Below are 19,128 nucleotides of genomic sequence, written 5' to 3' on the forward strand. Positions count from 1 at the left end.
CTCCCGCAAGGGGAGAGGGGAGGAGCGCGGGGCTAAGAGGAAGGGCGCGCCCTCACACCAGCATCTTGCCCTCGTCGGTGATGGCCGCGTCGAGGTCGATCGCCATGTCGCCGAGGATCATCTCGTTGTGGGCGCGGCCCGACGGGATCATGGGGAAGCAGTTCTCCTGCTGGTCGACGATGCAGTCGAAGATCACCGGCTTGTGGATCGAGATCATCTCGGCGATGGCGGCGTCCAGGTCGGACGGCTTCTCGCACCGCAGGCCCACGCCGCCATAGGCGTCGGCGAGCTTCACGAAGTCCGGCAGCGCCTCCGAGTAGGAGTGCGAGTAGCGCCCGCCATGCAGCAGTTCCTGCCACTGGCGCACCATGCCCATGTACTTGTTGTTGAGGATGAAGATCTTCACCGGCAGGTCGAACTGCACGGCGGTGGACATCTCCTGCATGTTCATGAGGATGGAGGCCTCGCCGGCGATGTCGATGCAGAGCGCGTCCGGGTGCGCCTTCTGCGCGCCGATGGCCGCCGGCAGGCCGTAGCCCATGGTGCCGAGGCCGCCGGAGGTCATCCAGCGGTTCGGCTCCTCGAAGCGGAAGAACTGCGCCGCCCACATCTGGTGCTGGCCCACCTCGGTGGTGATGTAGACGTCCTTGTCCTTGGTGGCCGCATAGAGACGCTCGATGGCGTATTGCGGCTTGATGATCTCGTCGGACGCCCGGTAGGCGAGGCAGTTGCGCGCCCGCCAGCGGTCGATCTGGCCCCACCAGGCGTCGAGCGCCGCGCGGTCCGCGTGGAGATCGCGCGCCTTCCAGGCGGCGACCATGTCGGCGAGCACGCGGGCGCAATCGCCGATGATCGGCAGGTCCACCTTGACGTTCTTGTTGATGGACGAGGGGTCGATGTCGATGTGGATCTTCTTCGAGCCCGGCGAGAAGGCGTCGAGCCGTCCGGTGATGCGGTCGTCGAAGCGCGCGCCAATGCACACCATCACGTCGCAGTCGTGCATGGCCATGTTGGCTTCGTAGGTGCCGTGCATGCCCAGCATGCCCAGCCACTGGCGCGAGGCCGCCGGGAAGGCGCCGAGGCCCATGAGGGTCGAGGTCACCGGCACGCCGGTGAGGCGCGCCAGCTCGCGCAGCAGCCGGCTCGCCTCCGGTCCGGCATTGATGACGCCGCCGCCGGTGTAGAAGATCGGCTTCCTGGCGCCGGCGATCATCTCCACCGCCGCCGCGATCTGCGGCGCCTCGGCGTTCAGCTTCGGGCGGTAGGTCTTGTGCTGGATGTTGTCGCGGCCGATATAGGTGCCGGTCGCGAACTGCACGTCCTTCGGGATGTCCACCACCACCGGGCCGGGCCGCCCGTTCTGCGCCACATAGAACGCCTCGTGCAGCACGCGCGCGAGGTCGTTCACGTCCCGCACGAGGTAGTTGTGCTTGGTGCACGGGCGGGTGATGCCCACCGTGTCGCACTCCTGGAACGCGTCGTTGCCGATCAGGTGGGTCGCCACCTGGCCGGAGATGCAGACGATCGGGATCGAATCCATCAGCGCGTCGGTGAGGCCGGTGACCGCGTTGGTGGCGCCGGGGCCGGAGGTGACGAGCACCACGCCGACCTTGCCGGAGGAGCGGGCATAGCCCTCGGCCGAGTGCACGGCGGCCTGCTCATGGCGCACCAGGATGTGCTCGATCTCGTTCTGGTGGAACAGCGCGTCGTAGATGGGCAGCACTGCGCCGCCCGGATAGCCGAAGATGTGGCTCACGCCCTGGTCGGCGAAGGCCTGGATCACCATCTCGGCGCCGGTCATCTGCTTTTCCATTGCCTCAAACTCCTTGGGGCGCCGCGGCGCCGCTCGACCGTGCGGGCGCCCCAGGCGCCCCGAACCCGACTGCCCCGGACGGCGCGCTGCGCACGCGGGGCTCCAGAAACGACGAAGGGGCCCGAAGGCCCCTCAAGCGCGCGCCACCTGTCTTCCGACCGACCGTCAGGCCGATCCGGCAGTGGCGCGCCCACCTACGATAAGGATAACGATATTGCGCATGACGGCGCGGCCCCTTCCGAAAGTTGCGCGAAACTACCGGCGCGTCCAAGGGCCGTCAAGCGGGAATGCGCGTTTGCGGCCGATTCCCGCCTGCGCCTGCCGTGATGTTGCCCAATCTTTAAGGTCTCTGTATCAACGGTTCCCCTGGGGGCGGCAAAAGAAGGGGCAAAGCTCCATGAACAGATGGACGCTCGTGATCGCAGCAGCCGGGGTCGGCAGCGCGCTCACCTTCTCGGGCGCGATGGCGGATTGCCAGTCCGACGCGACGGCGGCGCGCGCGGCGCTTGAGGACAGCGGCAAGGCTCTCGGCGCGGCCACCAAGCGCAAGGCAGATCCGCAGACCCTGTGCCCGCTGTTCCGTGCCTATGTCACGGCCGAAACCCGCTGGAACAAGTTCCTGGTGGACAACAAGGACTGGTGCCAAGTGCCGGAGGAGGCCATCAAGGCGTCCAGCGCCAGCCTGAAGAAGAGCGCCGGCGTGCGCGATCAGGTGTGTCAGGCCGCCGCCAGCGGCGTCGCGCCCGGCGGACCGGCCAAGCCGCCGCCGCAGGGGTCGATCTCGAGCGCGCTCGGCGTCACCACCGGCTATTCCCTGGGAGGCGCCGGCGGCAACGTGTTCGACACGCTCAACGGCAACGTGATGAAGAAATAGGATCGCCTTGAGTTCCACCGAAGGGCCTGCCGCTCCGCACATCGCCGACGCCGCGCGCGGCAATTGGGTGGACAGCCGCGCGCCCGCGGCGCTGCGGCCCTATCTCCACCTCGCCAGGGTCGACCGGCCGATCGGAACGTGGCTGCTGCTCCTGCCCTGCTGGTGGTCCACCGCGCTCGCCGCCATCGCCGCCGGAAGCTCATTCCCCTCGCCCGCCCTGCTGGCGCTGTTCGCCATCGGCTCGTTCGCCATGCGCGGAGCGGGGTGCACCTGGAACGACATCCTCGACCGCAAGATCGACGGCCGCGTGGCACGCACCCGCAACCGGCCGATCGCCTCCGGCGCCGTCAGCCTGCCCGCCGCCTTCGCCTTCCTCGCCGCCCAGTGCCTGGTTGGGCTCGCGGTGCTGCTCTGCCTGCCGCGCTTCGCCATCGTCACCGGCATCGCCTCGCTCGGCGTGGTGGCGATCTATCCGTTCATGAAGCGCATCACCTCGTTCCCCCAGGTGGTGCTGGGCATCGCCTTCTCCTGGGGCGCGCTGATGGGCTGGGCGAGCGTGTTCCGGGCGATCGAGGACCCGGCTCTGCTGCTGTTCGCCGGTTGCGTGGTCTGGGTGTTCGCCTACGACACCATCTATGCCCACCAGGACAAGGAGGACGATGCCATCGTCGGCGTGCGCTCCACCGCCTTGTATTTCGGCCGCAAGTCCGCGCTGGTGGTGGGCACGTGCTACACGCTGACTGTGGTGCTGTTCGCCCTGGCGCTCAGCGCCGCGGGTGCCGGCCCGTTCGCCTATCTCGGCCTCGGCGGCTTCGCGCTCCAGCTCGCCTGGCAGGTGCGCGCCCTCGACATCGACGACCCGGCGCGCTGCCTCGCCGTCTTCAAGTCCAACCGCGACGCCGGACTGATCCTGTTCGCGGGCCTCGCGCTCGACACGATCGTTCCCGCGCTGCTCTGAGCCGGGCCCCTTCGCCGCGGCCCGACGTGTGCAATGCAGCAAGAGGTGCCTTGCCTCCGGCGGCGGCGCCGCCTATTTGGCTCCCATGAGCGCGAACCCTTCCGGCATCGCCGGCCCCGCAGCCACCCGCGGCGGCACGGACGACCTGATGCGCCACCTCGTCGAGGCGGTGGCTGAGGCGGGCGTCATGGCGCGCGAGATGCGCGGCGCCGACCTTGCCTCCTGGACCAAGGAGAACGATTCCCCCGTCACCGCAGCCGACATGGCGGTGGACGGCTTCCTGCGGGAGCGCCTGGCGGCGGCGGCGCCGGATGCCGGCTGGCTTTCGGAGGAGAGCGCCGACACCGGCGCGCGCCTCGGCGCCGGCCGCCTTTGGGTCGTGGACCCCATCGACGGCACCCGGGCCTTCATGGCCGGCGGCGCCGATTGGGCGGTCTCCGCCGCCTTGGTGGAGGAGGGGCGGCCGGTGGCGGCGGCGCTCTATGCGCCGGCGAGCGAGGAGATGTTCCTCGCCGTGCGCGGCCGGGGCGCGACCCTCAATGGCGCGGCGATCACGGCCAGCCGGCGCCCGGCCCTGGAAGGCGCGCGCGTCGCCGGGCCGACCGCCGCGCTCGACGCCTTCCGTCCCAAGGCGGCGCTGAACCGCCTGCCGCGCGTGCGCTCGCTGGCCCTGCGCCTCGCGCGGGTGGCGAGCGGCGAGATCGACCTCGCGCTCGTCGGCGAGAACGCCCATGACTGGGACCTCGCCGCAGCCGACCTGATCGTCGAGGAGGCCGCGGGACGCCTTACGAGCTATGGCGGCGCGTCGATCCTCTACAACCGCCCCGTGCCCCGCCACGGCGCGCTTCTCTGCGCCGGCCTGCCGCTGCACGCGGTGGTGCTCGCGGCGCGCGAGGCGACGGGGCTTCCGGCCGCCTCCTCACCGCACCCCGTCCGGGGCACCACACCGAGAGCATCACGATGAGCACCACGGCAAAGAAGCAGCTGCCACACCTCGTGTTCGGCGGCGAGCTCACCGCCATCGACGGCAACGAGTTCAAGGATCTTTCCAAGCTCGACATCGTTGGGATCTACCCCGACTATGCCAGCGCTGCCGCGGCCTGGAAGGCCAAGGCGCAGCAGACCGTGGACAATGCCATGATGCGTTATTTCGTGGTACATCTGCACCGCCTGCTGGACCCCGAGACCGGCAAGGCGCACGGCGAATAGATCAGTCCTTCTCCCCGGCGGGCGGATGGAGCGCACGGGAGCGGGGCGCGCCGTCCGCATCCCGCCCGAGCCAAGGGTGAGCATCAAGAGACATGTGGCGTCGCATCCGGACCAACCGCGCGTTCCAGCTGGGCGCCGGCACGACCTTCGCGAACTATTTCAAGCTCGTGGCCCACACCACGCGGTTTGTCATCGAGCCCGCCGACATCTTCGACGTGATCGACGAGAAGATGCCGGTGATCGTCACCTTCTGGCACGGGCAGCATTTCCTCACGCCGTTCGCCATGAAGCCGCACCATAAGGCGAAGGTGCTGATCTCCCGCCATGCGGACGCCGAGATCAACGCCATCGCCGCCGAGAAGCTGGGCGTGGGCACCATCCGCGGCTCGGGGGCCACCTCCCGCCACGACTTCCACAGGAAGGGCGCGGTCTCGGCAACCTATGAGATGCTGGAGACATTGCGCCGGGGCACCAACGTGGCCATGACCGCCGACGTGCCGAAAATTGCTCGCAAGGCGGGGCTGGGCGTCGTTACCATAGCACGGTATTCTGGCTGCCCCATTCTTCCGCTCGCCATGGCCACGCGCAACCGCATCACCCTCAAGAGCTGGGACCGCGCCAGCCTCAACCTGCCCTTCGGCCCCGGCGCGGCCGTGGTGGGAGAGCCGGTCCATGTGCCGCGCGACGCCGACGACGCCCAGCTTGCGGCAGCGCGCGCGCTGGTGCAGGAGCGGCTCGAGGCGGTGACCGCCCGCGCCGAGGAACTGGTGGGCCGACCCGGCGGAAAGGCCCGATGAAGGCGCGCGCGCTCACCGTGACCCTGCGCCTCTACCGGGGCGCCAGCGCCGCCGCGGCGCTGCTGACGCCGGCCTGGCTCTCCTACCGGGCGGGCAAGGGCAAGGAGGATCGCGAGCGCTTGCCCGAGCGGCGCGGCATCGCCAGCGCCGAGCGGCCGGAAGGGCCGCTGATCTGGGTGCACGGGGCGAGCGTGGGCGAGGTGAACTGCGTCATGCCGCTGATCGAGCGGCTGGTCGCGCGGCGCTTCAACGTGCTGCTCACCTCGGGCACGCTCACCTCCAGCAAGGTCGCGGCCCGGCGCGCGCCGGAGGGCGTCATCCACCAGTTCATGCCGCTCGATGCCGGGGCCTTCGTCTCGCGCTTCCTCGACCACTGGCAACCGGACCTCGTGCTGCTGGCGGAATCCGAGCTGTGGCCGAACCTGCTCTACGATCTCGGCCGGCGCGCCACGCCGGTGGTCCTGGTGAACGGCCGCCTGTCGCCGAAGTCCGCCCAGCGATGGGCACGCCTGTCGCGCAGCGCGCGGGCGCTGCTCTCGCGCGTCGATCTGTGCCTCGCCCAGAGCGAGGAGGATGGCGCGCGCTTCCGCGCCCTGGGCGCGCCTCGGGTCGAGGTCTGCGGCAACCTGAAGCTCGACGTGCCAGCGCCGGCCGCCGATCCGCAGGCCCTCGCGGCGCTTTCCGCCGCCATCGGCGCGCGGCCGGTGCTGCTCGCCGCCTCGACCCATGCGGGCGAGGAAGTGCTCGCCATGGCGACCCACAAGGCGCTGCGCAAGGAGCTGCGCGAGTTGCTCACCATCATCGCCCCGCGCCACCCCGAGCGCGGCGAGGAGATCGCCGAGCTCGCGGAGGAGGCGGGGCTTCGCACCGCCCGCCGCAGCGCCGGCGCCGTGCCCACGGCGGACACCGACATCTACGTGGCCGACACCATGGGCGAGATGGGGCTCCTCTACCGCTGCGCGCCGGTGGTGTTCATGGGCGGCTCGCTGGTGGAGCATGGCGGGCAGAACCCCATCGAGGCCGCCAAGCTCGGCGCCGTGGTGCTGCACGGCCCGCACGTGTGGAATTTCGCCGCCATCTATGCCCGGTTCGACGCCGACGGAGGCGCGCTGCCGGTGGCCGACGTCAAGGACCTCGCCCGGCTCTCCTTCGTGATGCTGCGCGACAAGGCGCGGCGCGAGCGGGCGGCGGCGGTGGCACAGGTGAGCGTCGCCGCTCTGGGCGGCGCGCTGGAGCGAACGCTCGCCGCCATCGAGCCTTATCTCGTCCACATCCGGCTGCAGCACCGATGATCGCGAAGGCGCCGTCTTTCTGGTGGCGTCCGCCGGGGCTCGCGTCCGCCCTGCTCGCTCCGTTCGGCGCGCTGGTGGGCGCCGAGACGCTGCGGCGCATGGGCAAGGCCGGCGGCAGCGTGCCGGTGCCGGTGATCTGCGTCGGCAACCCCACCGTGGGCGGCGCCGGCAAGACGCCGGCCGCGCTCGCTTTGCTCGAATTCATCGCGCTGCGCGGCGGGCGCCCGTTCGCGCTCTCGCGCGGCCATGGGGGCACCGCGGCGATGCCGGTGCGGGTCGACCCCGCACGGCACACGGCGGCGGACGTGGGCGACGAGCCGCTTCTGCTCGCCCGGCGCGCGCCGACCATCGTCGCCGGCGCGGACCGGCTCGCCGGAGCGCGGCTCGCGGTGGCGGAGGGTGCGACCCACATCGTCATGGACGACGGCTTCCAGAACCCGGGCCTCGCCAAGGACGTGTCCGTGCTGGTGGTGGACCGGGGCGTCGGCGTCGGCAACGGCCGCGTGCTCCCGGCTGGGCCGCTGCGCGCGCCGCTGGCCCCGCAAATGGCCCGCGCCGACCTGATGCTGGTGGTGGGTCCGGCACCGGAGCCGGACACGCTGCCGGCGCTCGCGGCACTGGCGCGGGCGGAGGGGCGCGCGGCGATCGAGGCCATGCTTGAGCCAGAGCCTGGGGCGATCGCGCGGCTCCGGGGCCGCCCGCTGCTCGCCTTCGCCGGCATCGGCCGGCCGGGCAAGTTCTTCGAGATGCTGGAGCTTGCGGGTCTGGACGTCGCCGAGCAGCGCGCCTTTCCCGACCATCATCCGTTCACCGAAGCGGAGATCGCCGCGCTCGCCGCCGCGGCAAAGGCGCGCGGCCTCGGCCTCGTCACCACCACCAAGGACGCGGCGCGCCTTGCCGCCTTCCCCGCCATAAGGGGTCTGATCGACGTGGTGCCGGTGACGCTGCGTCCGGCCGACGAAGGCGTTCTGGACCTTCTCATCGCCCAGGCGGAGGTCCGAGCGGCGGCGCGGCGCGGCGGCGGATAGGCTCGGACTGAGGCTCAGGGGGCGCGTTCAGCGACCGGCGAGAGCCCGCACGCGGGTCAGCACCGCCTCGGGGTCGGCATAGGCCTCCTGGAGGTCGACGCTCCAGTAGCGCAATTCGTCGAGCGCGATCGGCTGTCCGGTCACCGCGCAGCGCACGAAGCTGCCGGGACGCAGAATCCGGAACTCGCCGTCGAGGTAGCGGACTTCCGCCTCGCCGTGCGGCTCCGGAAAACGTTCAAATCGGTTCATCACGGCGGGACGATCCCAAAGCCGCGTCGATCAGGCCGCGGACCGGCCGGAACGAGGCGGGCACCTCCTGTGGGGCCCGAAGACGCATTCCCCGTCCGGACAAGTCGACCTGAACGGCAATGGCTCCTGAGCGCATCGCCGCAGGATAGTGCTTTGCCGGGTGCGGGGAAAGGCCTCCGGCTCAGCGGTCGAACAGGGTCGGCCCGGCGGGATCGGGGCCGCCGGCCCTGGCGGCGCCCTTGCGGGTCCGCCGCGCCGGGGCCTCGGGGCGCGGCGGCACCCCGCCCTCCGCGCGCGCCGCCAGGCGGCCGTCCGCGAACTCGATCTCCAGCGCCGCGCCCGGCGCCACGGCGGCGGCGGCGCGCACCGCCCGGCCTTCCGCGTCGCGCACCAAGGCGAAGCCGCGCGCCAGAACGCCGTGATAGGACAGTGCCTCCAGCAGCTGGGACAGGCTCGCGAGCTGGCGCCGCTCGGCGCGCAGCATGCCCTCAATGGCCCGGCCGGCACGGCGCGAGAGATCGCCGAGCCCGCGGCGGCTGAGGCCGAAAGCCGCGCGCCGCGCGCGGCCCAGCATGTCGAGCCGGCCCGCCTGCGCCGCGAAGCGCTCGCCCGAGCGCGCCATGCGCGTGCGCAGGGTCTGCGGGGAAAGCCGCGCCGCCGCGAGACGCACGCGGTGGGCCACCGCATTGGCGGCGAGGGCGCGCGGCAACCGGTCGCCGGCGGCGTCGAGCCGCTGGCGCGGCGCCTCCAGCAGGCTCTCGGCCGTGGGCAGCAGCCGGGACAGCGCGCGCAGATCGGCGCGGCGCCGTTCCTGGAGCCGCACCGGCGCGGCGGCAAGGCGCGCGCCGAGGCCCTCCACCTGGGCGATCAGGTCCGAGCGCACCGGCACCACCAGCTCGGCGGCGGCGGTGGGCGTGGGCGCGCGCAGGTCGGCGGCGAAGTCGATCAGCGTCACGTCGGTCTCGTGCCCCACCGCCGAAACCAGCGGGATGGCGCTTTCCGCCGCCGCGCGCACCACGATCTCCTCGGAAAAGCCGAGCAGGTCCTCCAGCGAGCCGCCGCCGCGCGCCACCACGATCACGTCCGGACGCGGCACCGGCCCGCCCGCGGGCAAGGCGTTGAAGCCGCGGATGGCGGCCGCGACCTCGGCGGCGCTGGTCTCGCCCTGCACCCTGACCGGCCACACCACCACGTCGCGCGGAAAGCGATCCGCGAGCCGGTGCAGGATGTCGCGGATCACCGCCCCGGTGGGCGAGGTGACGACGCCGATGACGCGCGGCAGGTAGGGCAGCTTCTTCTTGCGGGCGGCGTCGAACAGGCCTTCCGCCTGGAGGCGCTGCTTGCGCTCCTCCAGCATGGCCATGATGGCGCCGGCGCCGGCGAACTCCAGCGCCTCGATGACGATCTGGTAGCCCGACTTGCCGGGATAGGTGGTCAGCCGGCCGGTGGCCACCACCTCCAGCCCCTCCTCGGGCCTCAGCCTCAGGCGCGCGAACGTGCCTTTCCAGATCACGGCATCGAGTCGCGCACCCTGGTCCTTCAGGCTGAAATAGGCATGGCCCGAGGAATGCGGGCCGCGATAGCCGGAGATCTCCCCGCGCACCCGCACATGGCCGTAGGCGTCCTCCACCGTCCGCCGGAGCGCGGCGGACAGCTCGGAGACGCTCCATTCCGGTGCGTTGATTCGGGTATCCTGGTGTTCTGCCATCGAATCGCAGGGCCTCGACCGCGTTCAGGGGAGCATAGCGGGGACACCCCCCATGCGGCGAGCGCAGAGCCTTGGGGGTTGTCGCCGGGCGCGCGAGCCGATAGCCAATGGGGCAAGAAGAAGGAGAATACGCGGCATGAATGTTTTGCTGCTCGGTTCGGGGGGGCGAGAGCACGCGCTGGCCTGGAAGCTGGCGCAGAGCCCGTCCATGGGCCAGTTCTATGCCGCGCCGGGCAATCCCGGCATCGCCGAGCATGCGGACCTCGTGGAGGGCATTCCCCTCTCCGCCCACGACACGCTGGTCGCCTTCTGCCGCGACCACGGCATCGACTTCGTGGTGATCGGCCCCGAGGCGCCGCTGGTGGCGGGGCTGGTGGACCGGCTCGACGCCGCCGGCATTCCCGCCTTCGGCCCCACCGCCGCCGCGGCGCGGCTGGAAGGGTCCAAGCTCTTCACCAAGGAATTGTGCAGGGCCAACGGCATCCCCACCGCCGCCTTCGCCCGCTTCTCGGACGCGGACGCCGCCTACCGCTACGTCAAGGAGCAGGGCGCACCCATCGTCGTGAAGGCGGACGGCCTCATGGCCGGCAAGGGCGTCGTGGTGGCCCTCACGGTGGAGGAGGCAACCGACGCCATCGCCCAGGTGTTCGCCGGCGGCGGCGCCGAGGTGCTGATCGAGGAATTCATGGAGGGCGAGGAGGCGAGCCTGTTCGCCCTCGTCGACGGCGAGACCGTGGTGCCGTTCGGGAGCGCCCAGGACCACAAGCGCGCCTATGACGGCGACCTCGGCCCCAACACCGGCGGCATGGGCGCCTATTCGCCCGCCCCGGTGCTGACGCCGGAGCTGGAGGCGCGGGCGATCGCCGAGATCCTCGTGCCCACCGCCAAGGCCATGGTCGCCGCCGGCACGCCCTATCGCGGCGTGCTCTATGCCGGCCTCATGCTCACAGCCCAGGGGCCGAAGCTGGTGGAGTACAATTGCCGCTTCGGCGATCCCGAGTGCCAGGTGCTGATGCCGCGCTATGCCGGCGACCTGCTGGAAGTGCTCCACGCCACCGCCACCGGGCGGCTCGCCGCGGCCACGCCGTCCTGGTTCCCGCTGTCGGCCATGACCGTGGTCTATGCCAGCCGCGGCTATCCCGGCCCGCACCAGACCGGCAGCGTTATCGGCGGCCTGGAGGCCGCCGGAAGCGCGGAAGGCGTGCTGGTGTTCCAGGCGGGCACCCGCCTGAAGGGCGCGAACCTCGTGTCCAACGGCGGGCGGGTGCTCAACGTCACCGGCAGCGGGCGCACGCTGGCAGAGGCGCGGGAACGCGCCTACGGGGCCATCGCCAAGATCGACTGGCCGGAAGGCTTCTTCCGCAAGGATATCGGCTGGCGCGTGCTCGGCCGTCCCGCCTGACCGCCTTTCCCCGCACCCGCCCGCCGACGGAGCCGCCCCTTGACCGACCGCGAGAAGCCGCCGCTGCCGACCCTCGACAGCTTTCCGGTACGTGCCTTCGACACCATCCGCTTCGGCGACACCGACATGCTCGGCCACGTCAACAATGCGGTGATCTCCACCTATCTGGAGACCGGGCGCACCCAGCTCCTGCGGGCGGGCGACCACGCGATGGCGCCGGACGGGACCTTCTTCTCGCTCGCCCGGATCGTCCTCGACTTCCGGGCCGAGGTGATGTGGCCCGGCCAGGTGGAGGTGGGCACCCGGGTCCTGAAGGTCGGCCGCAGCTCGGTGACGCTGGGACAGGCGCTGTTCCAGGACGGCAAGTGCGTCGCCACCGCCGAGACCGTGATGGTCCTTGTGGACCGGCAGACCCGCCGCTCCTCGCCTTTCCCGCCGGACCTCGCAGTGCGCCTCGGCGGCCTGTCCTGAGGCAGCGGCGGTAGCGGGAGGCTCCAGCCACCTCCGCCGATCCGCCGCGCCGGCGGTGCCCGCCTTTTCCTGGCCGGCGGTTTTGCTCTATCAAGGCGCGGCGGCACGTTCGGCCGCCGGTTTGGGACCTGTCCGGTGCGCCTGCTGCCGCTCGCCTTCACCCTGCTTGCCGCCACCGTGCTGGGGCTCGGCGTGACGTGGTTCGCGGTCTCCGATAGCCGCGGGCTCGACGTGGTGCGCTCCGGCGCCTGGGAAGGCTGGCCGCGCGCCGGCACGGTGAAGGCCGATCCCTATGCCCGCGCCGCCCTCGCCCGCTCCGGCGAGCTGCCCATCGAACTGGCGGACGGCCTGCTCTTCCTCGCCAGCACGGACGACGAGGGCCGTCCGATCGACGGGCGGTGCGTGACCCGCATCTCCGGCGTTCTGCCGCAGGCGCGGCTGTGGACGCTCACCCTCATGGATGCGGACGGACGGCTCATCCCCAACGACGCCGGCCGCTACGGCCTCACCAGCGCCGAGGCGGTCTACACCGACCAGGGCTCCATCGACGTGCTCCTGTCGCCACGCGCCCGCGCCGGCAACTGGCTGCCCACCGGCGCGCGCAGCCGGGTGAAGGTGGTGCTCCGGCTGTACGACGCTCCGTTCTCCTTCGCCTCCGGCGCGGGAGACGCCATGCCGCTGCCGCACATCGTGCAGGAGGCCTGCCCGTGAGCGTGATCGATGCCCTCAGGGATCGCCTGCCCGACGCCGGCCCCATGCGGCGCCGTCTCAGCGGCCTGCTGGCGCGGATCGCGCGCTGGCCGGCGGGACTGCTGCTCTCGGCGGCGGTGGCGGTGGTGCTGGCGGGCATCGCCCACATCATCTCCATCCTCGCCATGCCGGCACTGGCCGAGCGCAACGCCTATGCGCGCCTCTCGGAGCTCGCCGAGAGCAACATGATGGTGATGCTGCCCGACCCCGCGCCGCAGGAAACGGTGCTGCCGATGATGGACCCGGCCTTCATCTCGGCCGTGTGCCTCTACGATCTCTCGCAGCGGCCGGTGAAGGTCCGCGTGCCGGCGACCTCGGACTATACGTCGGTGTCGTTCTACACGGCGGAGGGGCTCGCCTTCTACGCGCTCAGCGATCAGGCGGCGGGCGCGGTGATCGAGCTCGACCTCATGACCGCCGCCCAGAAGGCAGCGCTGCCGGAGGACGAGGAAATCACCGCCGCCGACCGGCTGGTGATCGTATCGCCCACGATCGAGGGTGTGGTGATGGTGCGGGCGTTCGTGCGCGAGCGCGGCATGCGTGCCGGGGTGCGCAAGCAGCTGGAAGCCGCGGGCTGCGGCGAGGCCGGCTGACACCGGTCACCACGGCATCGTCCGCCGACGGGCGCGGCGACCTTCCCGAAGGCCTGCGGACCGCCTCAGTGGACCTTGCGGCTGCGTCCCGTCAGGCCGCCGCCGCGGGCTGCGACTTCGGTCTCGTCATGGCGCTCGATGCGCACCACCGGCAGGATCACCACCTTCGGCCCGGCCAGCGGCGCCGGCTCCGACACATGCGCGGCCTCTCGCTTTCGCTTCGCCGCGCTGAACAGTACGACCGTGCTCATGCCCCTCGTCCTCTGCGTGGTCCCAGCACCAGGAACGCTCATGAGCCGTTATGGTTTCGCAGACCTTAACGCGCCATTAACCGCACGCGGCGGCAAGCCGCCGTCACAGGGGCACGACGTCCAGGAAATGGCGGCCCTCGCGGTCCTCGATCGCCACGACGAAGATGTCGGGATCGAACTTCAGCTCGCGGGCGATGCGCGCGTCCGCCTCCGTCTCCGGGCGCCCTGGGGGGACGAGCTCCACGAACTTGCGGTCGGCGGGATAGGCCTCGTCGAAGGCGGTCTGGGGCGCGGGGCCATAGAGGGCGGCGCCGTCCGGCGTCACCACCTTGACGAAGATCGCCCCCGCCTCCTCGGCGCCGCGCCGCGCGACCACGGCGAACGCGCCTTCCACGCTCGCGCGCCGCAGCAGCGCGGAGACGAAGATGGCGCTCTTGAGCCGCATCAGTTCACCGCCGTGCCGGTGACGGCGGAGAGCTCGCGCACCAGGCGGTCGGAGATCTCCCCGTCGGCCGGCAGGTTGCGGTCGCGCTGGAAGCGCTGGACGGCGAGGCGGGTCTCGGTGCCAGTGCGCCCGTCCACCTTGATGGGGCCGTAGCCGAGCCGGGCGAGCGCCTTCTGCACCGAGAGCACGCGCGCGTTCGCCGGCAGCTCCGCCGGCGGGCGCACCGCCCCGGTCACCTCCGGCGCCGGCGCCGAACCCACCGCCGCGAGCGGGCGGCGGACGGAATCGTTCTGCGGGCGCGCGGCCGGCCCGCCGGACGCGGCGGTGGGCGCCGGCGGCGGGCCGCCGGTGGTGCGCATGACGAGATAGCCGAGCGAGCCGTCGGTCGCCCCGCCGGTCGGCGCCGGATGGGCGGGCGCCGGGACCGGCGCCGGCGTCGCAACCGCAACCTTGGGGGCCTTCGGCTTGTCCGGCATGGAACCGGCCGCCGGGCTCCGGGGCGGCATCGACCCGCCGACGCCCGGCCCCTGGAACACCAGGGCGTTCACCGCCACCGCGATGCCCAGTCCGGCCAGGAGAACGCCGGCGGCGATGTCCGCCGTCTTCAGGCGCCGCGACGCGCCGGGGGCCATGTGCTCCGGCGAAAACCCCGCGCGCTGGTCGAGATCATGGATGTCGGGCGCAAGTCCATGGGCGTTCATGCGGTTCTCCGGGCGGATTGTTCGGGACCGGCGCGAAGGGCGAACGGCGCCACCACATCGGTGGCGGCCGCCTCGGCGCGGGCGGCAGGCGCAAGCGGCAGGCGCACGGTGACGGAGGTGCCGCGGCCGAGCGTGCTCTCGACCTCGAAGGCACCGCCGTGCAGCCCCACGAGGCCCTTGACCACAGCGAGGCCGAGGCCCGAGCCGCGCGCGCGCTGATCGGCGTCGCCGGCCTGGAAGAACGGCTCGCCGAGGCGCTTCAGCTCCTCCGGCCCCATGCCCGGGCCGCTGTCGCGCACGCGCACGGCAAGCAGGTCGGCCTCCATGCGCAGCCCCACCCGGACCCGGCCGCCCTCGGGCGTGAACTTCACGGCGTTGGCGATCAGGTTGATGAGGATCTGCCGCAAGGCCCGCCGATCGGCCTCCACCTGCGGCAGCCGCGCGGCGATCGAGGTGCGGATCGCGATGGTGCGGCGCGCGGCCTCCACTTGCATCATCTCGACGCAACCGGAGACCAGGTCGGCGGCATCCACCGGCTCGATGTCGAGGGTGTAGGCTCCCGCCTCGACCCGGGACAGGTCGAGGATGTCGTTGACGAGGCCCAGCAGGTGCCGGCCGCTGTCGTGGATGATGCGGGCATAGTCCGCCTTGCGGGCATCGTCGATCGGCCCGCCTGCCTCGGTGGCGAGGATCTCCGAGAAGCCGATGATGGCGTTGAGCGGGGTGCGCAGCTCATGGCTCATGGCGGCCAGGAACCGGCTCTTGGCGGCGTTCGCGGCCTCGGCCTCGGCGCGCCCGCGCGCCTCCTCCTCCGCCCGCGCCTTGTGGGCGCTGGCCTCGCGCCAGACGCAGCGTACCTCGCCGCGCCGCGCCGGTAGGAGCCGGACCTCGAACGGCAGGAAGGACGGCGGACCGCTCGCCGCCCCGCGCGCCCTGAGGTCGCAGGTGGCCGGGACGCCGCGGGCGGCGAGCGCGAGGGCGGACAGGAAGGACGGGCGGTCGGCCACCAGGATGCGCTCGTAGACGCCCTGGCCGAGCAGGACGGCGCCCGGATCGACGGCGGCCTGAGGGCGGCCGAGGAAGGCGGCGCCGAGGGCGGCTTCGGCCGACGGCGCCGGAACGTGCCGGAACGGGCCTTCCATGCGCTCCACGGCGAGCACCTCGCCCTGCCGGTTGTGGCGGGTGACAAGCAGCGCGTCGTCGTCGGCCTCGCGCCGCCCGACCTGGGCGGCCGATGCCGCGAGGGCACGCGCCACGGTGGCGAGGGCGGCGCAGACCAGCGCGGCGCCGAACAGGAAGAAGGCATCGGCGAGCGCGCCGGAGGCCAGGCCCGCCGCCTCGGCGAGGAACACCGCGCCTGCGCTCCCTGCGGCCACCAGCGCCAGCACAGCGAGGACGGCGGCGGTGATGCGCCCGAGGCGCGCGAGGCGCGCCATGCGGCCGGTCCGTGCGCCTGCCGGCGCACGGAACCTCAGCGAACGGTCATAGGTGAAAAGCGGCACGGCGCCCCTCTTGCCCCTGAAATTGCCCCCGGCGGCGGCGCCCGCGATCGGGCCGCGCCCCGCCTTGGCCCGCAGCTTTGCCCGGCACCGTTTAAGCAATGCTAAGGCGACGAGAAGCGACCTGCCTCCAGCGTTAACGATGTCTTTAAAAGTCACGCCCGCCCCCCGTCGGCGCCACGCCGGCTCTGGTATGATCTCAACGCTCGCACTTGGATCGCGGGCAGTGACGAGGCGGACATGTTCTTCCTGTTGCGCATGGGCTTCCTGCTCGCCGTTGTGCTGGCGCTCCTGCCCCTGGGGCTGAAGGGGGAGAGCGGGCGCGACGTGAGCGTGTTCGAGGCGTTCGGACTGGTTCAGGCGGTGATCGCGGATGCCCGCGGCTTCTGCGACCGGCAGCCCCAGGCCTGCGACGTGGGCGGGCAGATGGTGGTCCATTTCAAGGAGAAGGCGCAGGTGGGCGCGCGCTGGCTCTACGAGGCCATGGGCGATGCCACGGCGACGGACGCCCCCAAAACGGATGCCCCCAAGACCGCCGGCGCGCCGGCACCCGCGCCCGGCGTCACCGCCTCCGGCCTCGATCCGGCGCGCATGCCGTCCGCCGGCCAGCTCCACCTCACCCCGCAGGACCTGCTGCCGGTGTGGGGCGGCGGCGGCAGCCTCCAGGCGACCCCGCCCCCTGCCTCGCCGGCCTCGGTGCCCGCCTCCGCCCCCCTGCCCCCGCGCCGCCCGGCCTGAGGACATCGGCCGGCGATGCCGGTATAGTGGCGCCGATGGCCGCAAGGATCACCTGATGGACGCCGAGGACCTGATCGCCGATTTCGAGCTCCTGGACGACTGGGAGGATCGCTATCGCCACGTGATCGAGCTCGGCCGCGCGCTGCCGCCCTTCCCCGAGGCGGAGCGCACCGAGGCCAACAAGGTGCAGGGTTGTGCCAGCCAGGTCTGGCTGGTGTGCCGGCGCAAGGACGGCCCCGGGGGCACGGTGCTGGAGTTCGAGGGCGATTCGGATGCCCATATCGTGCGCGGGCTGGTCGCCGTCCTGCTGGCCCTGACCTCGGGCCGCACGGCGGAGGCGATCCTCAAGACCGACGTCCTCGCCATCTTCCGCCGGATCGGCCTCGAGGGCCACCTGACGCCGCAGCGCTCCAACGGCCTGAGGTCCATGGTCGAGCGCATCCGGGGCTTTGCCCGCGCCGCCCTCGCCGAGGCCTGAGGCGCGACATCCCGCCCGCCTGTCCCTTCGCATGCGGCAAGCTGTACCGCGGCCGCATGGCGCGGTGATCGCGGCACGCTCCGCGTCATCCCTTGACGCTTGAAATTCCATTATTCTGCAAGATGTTGGCAGCCGACCAGCCGGCACAGACCAAACCCTGCCGCCACCGTGCTGGCGCTCCGGGCGGCCGGTGGCGCCGCCATTGGGGCATCGACGCCGCCACCGGACTTGGGTATGGTCCGCTCATAGCAGAATTGGAATGTTTCGAAGGCGTCGCTGGTTCCGATCGGAGTGCCCCGCGTCTGCGTCGGGGCGGCAGCGGGAAGCGGGCGACGCCAGATGTCGGGAGCACTGCCTGAGGCCGGCCCGCGCGCCGGGTGCGGCGGAGATCCCGCGAGCAAGAGCGACACCCGGACCGCTGTTCCCGCGACACCCGGCCATCGCGAAAACGAAGGAGCCGGCAATGGATTTCGATCCGGTCACTCTCGCACGCATCCAGTTCGCGTTCACCGTCTCCTTCCACATCATCTTCCCAAGCTTCACCATCGGCCTCTCGGCCTTCATCGCCACGCTGGAGCTGCTGTGGCTGAAGACCGGACGCGAGGTGTTCCATCGCCTCGCCCGCTACTGGACCAAGATCTTCGCGGTCTCGTTCGCCATGGGCGTGGTGTCGGGCATCGTCCTGTCCTACCAGTTCGGCACCAACTGGAGCCGGTTCTCGGAGGTGGTGGGCTCCGTGGTGGCGCCGCTGATCGGCTTCGAGGTGCTCACCGCCTTCTTCCTGGAGGCGACCTTCCTCGGCATCATGCTGTTCGGCTGGAACCGGGTGCCCGCCTGGCTGCACGTGCTCGCCACCTGCGTGGTGGCGTTCGGCACCTTCATGTCCGCGTTCTGGATTCTCGCCGCCAACAGCTGGATGCAGACCCCGGCCGGGTTCGAGATGCGCGACGGCGTCGCCTATCCGCTCGACTGGCTGGAGATCATCTTCAACCCGAGCTTCCTGCACCGCCTGCCGCACATGCTGCTCGCCGCCTACCTCACCACCTCGCTGGTGGTTCTGGCGGTAGCGGCGCGCTACCTGCTCGCCGGGCGGTTCCTGGAGGAATCGAAGGTGATGATGGTGATGGCCATCGGCATGCTCGCCGTGGTCGGACCGATCCAGGCCTTCGTCGGCGACGCCCACGGCCTCAACACCGCGAAGTACCAGCCGGCCAAGATCGCCGCCATCGAGGCCCACTGGGACGGCTCGAAGCCCGCGCCGCTGGTGCTGTTCGCCTGGCCGGACGAGAAGGCGGAGAAGAACCTCTACGAAATCTCCATCCCCGGCGGCGCCTCGCTGATGATCACCCATTCCCTCACCGGCCTCTTCCCGGGCCTGAAGGACTTCAAGCCGCAGGACCGGCCGCCGGTGATCGGGCCGTTCTTCGGCTTCCGCGCCATGGTGGGCGTGGGGGTGGTGATGATCCTGTTCGGCTGGGTGGGGGCGTGGCTCCTCTGGCGCCGCAGGGCATTTGACACCCGCTGGTACCTGTGGCCCGCCTCGCTCGCCTGGCCGCTCGGCTTCATCGCCATCCTGTCGGGCTGGATCGTCACCGAGCAGGGGCGCCAGCCGTGGGTGGTCGAGGGCATCCTGCGCACCGCGGACGCGATCTCGCCGGTGGTCGGCTGGAGCGTGGCGGTGACGCTGGTGCTGTTCGTGATCGTCTATTCCATCGTCTTCGCCACCGGCCTCTATTTCATGAACCGCCTGATCGTGAAGGGCCCCGGCGGCACGCTGATCGAGCCGCCCCGCAAGGAGCGTCCCACCCGTCCCCTGGCCGCCGCCCACGGCGAGGGCCAGATCACCCCCGGCGAATAAAGGCAGAGGAGCGC

General features: G+C 71.6%; 21 protein-coding genes. 14 read left to right on the forward strand and 7 right to left on the reverse strand.

Annotation, left to right across the window (positions count from 1 at the left end):
• Positions 1-52: 52 nt before the first annotated feature.
• Entirely contained in the window at positions 53-1,813 is a 1,761-nt protein-coding gene (locus V5F67_RS18170) for an acetolactate synthase 3 large subunit (RefSeq protein WP_394020885.1), read from the reverse strand.
• 397 nt (positions 1,814-2,210) lie between these two features.
• Here V5F67_RS18170 and V5F67_RS18175 point away from each other — a divergent pair, with 397 nt between their 5' ends.
• From V5F67_RS18175 to lpxK, 7 genes are all read left to right on the forward strand, one after another.
• Positions 2,211-2,687 carry a hypothetical protein gene (locus tag V5F67_RS18175; RefSeq protein ID WP_394020884.1) on the forward strand — a complete coding sequence of 159 codons (477 nt, stop codon included), beginning with the start codon at positions 2,211-2,213 and terminating at the stop codon, positions 2,685-2,687.
• Between the two features lie 7 nt (positions 2,688-2,694).
• Entirely contained in the window at positions 2,695-3,645 is a 951-nt protein-coding gene (gene ubiA / locus V5F67_RS18180) for a 4-hydroxybenzoate octaprenyltransferase (protein ID WP_394020883.1), read from the forward strand.
• A gap of 85 nt (positions 3,646-3,730) precedes the next feature.
• Positions 3,731-4,609: a 3'(2'),5'-bisphosphate nucleotidase CysQ gene (locus tag V5F67_RS18185; protein ID WP_394020882.1), complete on the forward strand. Its 879-nt coding sequence runs from the start codon at positions 3,731-3,733 to the stop codon at positions 4,607-4,609.
• Positions 4,606-4,854 carry a DUF4170 domain-containing protein gene (locus tag V5F67_RS18190; protein ID WP_394020881.1) on the forward strand — a complete coding sequence of 83 codons (249 nt, stop codon included), beginning with the start codon at positions 4,606-4,608 and terminating at the stop codon, positions 4,852-4,854. The genes V5F67_RS18185 and V5F67_RS18190 overlap by 4 nt, the downstream gene beginning before the upstream one ends.
• 92 nt (positions 4,855-4,946) lie before the next feature.
• Positions 4,947-5,651, forward strand: a complete 705-nt coding sequence (locus V5F67_RS18195; protein WP_394020880.1) for a lysophospholipid acyltransferase family protein — start codon at positions 4,947-4,949, stop codon at positions 5,649-5,651.
• Positions 5,648-6,943: a 3-deoxy-D-manno-octulosonic acid transferase gene (locus tag V5F67_RS18200; RefSeq protein WP_394020879.1), complete on the forward strand. Its 1,296-nt coding sequence runs from the start codon at positions 5,648-5,650 to the stop codon at positions 6,941-6,943. The genes V5F67_RS18195 and V5F67_RS18200 overlap by 4 nt, the downstream gene beginning before the upstream one ends.
• Entirely contained in the window at positions 6,940-7,971 is a 1,032-nt protein-coding gene (gene lpxK / locus V5F67_RS18205; protein WP_394020878.1) for a tetraacyldisaccharide 4'-kinase, read from the forward strand. Before V5F67_RS18200 ends, lpxK begins: the two co-directional genes overlap by 4 nt.
• Before the next feature lie 27 nt (positions 7,972-7,998).
• Here lpxK and V5F67_RS18210 read toward each other — a convergent pair whose 3' ends face one another.
• Together V5F67_RS18210 and xseA are read right to left on the reverse strand one after the other, a co-directional pair.
• Positions 7,999-8,220 (reverse strand): DUF2093 domain-containing protein, encoded by a 222-nt coding sequence (locus tag V5F67_RS18210; protein ID WP_394020877.1) that lies wholly within the window; start codon positions 8,218-8,220, stop codon positions 7,999-8,001.
• Positions 8,221-8,401: 181 nt separating this feature from the next.
• On the reverse strand, positions 8,402-9,928 hold the full coding sequence (xseA, locus tag V5F67_RS18215) for an exodeoxyribonuclease VII large subunit (RefSeq protein ID WP_394020876.1): 1,527 nt from the start codon (positions 9,926-9,928) through the stop codon (positions 8,402-8,404).
• 136 nt (positions 9,929-10,064) lie between these two features.
• On the opposite strand from xseA, the gene purD reads away from it, so the two are divergent.
• The 4 genes from purD (at position 10,065) to V5F67_RS18235 (ending at position 13,144) form a co-directional block, all read left to right on the forward strand.
• The gene (purD, locus tag V5F67_RS18220; protein ID WP_394020875.1) at positions 10,065-11,330 is read left to right on the forward strand and encodes a phosphoribosylamine--glycine ligase; all 1,266 of its coding nucleotides are present in this window, start codon (positions 10,065-10,067) and stop codon (positions 11,328-11,330) included.
• Between the two features lie 39 nt (positions 11,331-11,369).
• Entirely contained in the window at positions 11,370-11,801 is a 432-nt protein-coding gene (locus tag V5F67_RS18225) for an acyl-CoA thioesterase (protein ID WP_394020874.1), read from the forward strand.
• 135 nt (positions 11,802-11,936) lie between these two features.
• Positions 11,937-12,512, forward strand: a complete 576-nt coding sequence (locus V5F67_RS18230; RefSeq protein WP_394020873.1) for a DUF1214 domain-containing protein — start codon at positions 11,937-11,939, stop codon at positions 12,510-12,512.
• Complete coding sequence (locus tag V5F67_RS18235) at positions 12,509-13,144, forward strand: DUF1254 domain-containing protein (protein WP_394020872.1); 636 nt, start codon at positions 12,509-12,511, stop codon at positions 13,142-13,144. The genes V5F67_RS18230 and V5F67_RS18235 overlap by 4 nt, the downstream gene beginning before the upstream one ends.
• 65 nt (positions 13,145-13,209) lie before the next feature.
• Here the strand turns inward: V5F67_RS18235 and V5F67_RS18240 are convergent, their stop codons facing one another.
• The 4 genes from V5F67_RS18240 to V5F67_RS18255 form a co-directional block, all read right to left on the reverse strand.
• On the reverse strand, positions 13,210-13,395 hold the full coding sequence (locus V5F67_RS18240; protein ID WP_394020871.1) for a hypothetical protein: 186 nt from the start codon (positions 13,393-13,395) through the stop codon (positions 13,210-13,212).
• Positions 13,396-13,498: 103 nt separating this feature from the next.
• A complete protein-coding gene (locus tag V5F67_RS18245) occupies positions 13,499-13,840 on the reverse strand; it encodes a DUF1491 family protein (RefSeq protein WP_394020870.1) in 342 nt (113 codons plus the stop codon).
• Entirely contained in the window at positions 13,840-14,541 is a 702-nt protein-coding gene (locus tag V5F67_RS18250; RefSeq protein ID WP_394020869.1) for a peptidoglycan-binding domain-containing protein, read from the reverse strand. Before V5F67_RS18250 ends, V5F67_RS18245 begins: the two co-directional genes overlap by 1 nt.
• Positions 14,538-15,977: a sensor histidine kinase gene (locus V5F67_RS18255; RefSeq protein ID WP_394020868.1), complete on the reverse strand. Its 1,440-nt coding sequence runs from the start codon at positions 15,975-15,977 to the stop codon at positions 14,538-14,540. The genes V5F67_RS18250 and V5F67_RS18255 overlap by 4 nt, the downstream gene beginning before the upstream one ends.
• Positions 15,978-16,280: 303 nt before the next feature.
• On the opposite strand from V5F67_RS18255, the gene V5F67_RS18260 reads away from it, so the two are divergent.
• The 3 genes from V5F67_RS18260 to V5F67_RS18270 all read left to right on the forward strand — a co-directional run bounded on the left by V5F67_RS18260 (position 16,281) and on the right by V5F67_RS18270 (position 19,114).
• Complete coding sequence (locus V5F67_RS18260; protein ID WP_394020867.1) at positions 16,281-16,778, forward strand: DUF5330 domain-containing protein; 498 nt, start codon at positions 16,281-16,283, stop codon at positions 16,776-16,778.
• 55 nt (positions 16,779-16,833) lie between these two features.
• Entirely contained in the window at positions 16,834-17,256 is a 423-nt protein-coding gene (locus tag V5F67_RS18265; RefSeq protein ID WP_394020866.1) for a SufE family protein, read from the forward strand.
• 463 nt (positions 17,257-17,719) lie between these two features.
• Positions 17,720-19,114: a cytochrome ubiquinol oxidase subunit I gene (locus V5F67_RS18270; RefSeq protein WP_394020865.1), complete on the forward strand. Its 1,395-nt coding sequence runs from the start codon at positions 17,720-17,722 to the stop codon at positions 19,112-19,114.
• Positions 19,115-19,128 lie beyond the last annotated feature (14 nt).

The organism is Xanthobacter pseudotagetidis (assembly GCF_043194795.2).
In the GTDB taxonomy this organism is placed as follows: Bacteria; Pseudomonadota; Alphaproteobacteria; order Rhizobiales; family Xanthobacteraceae; genus Xanthobacter; species Xanthobacter tagetidis_A.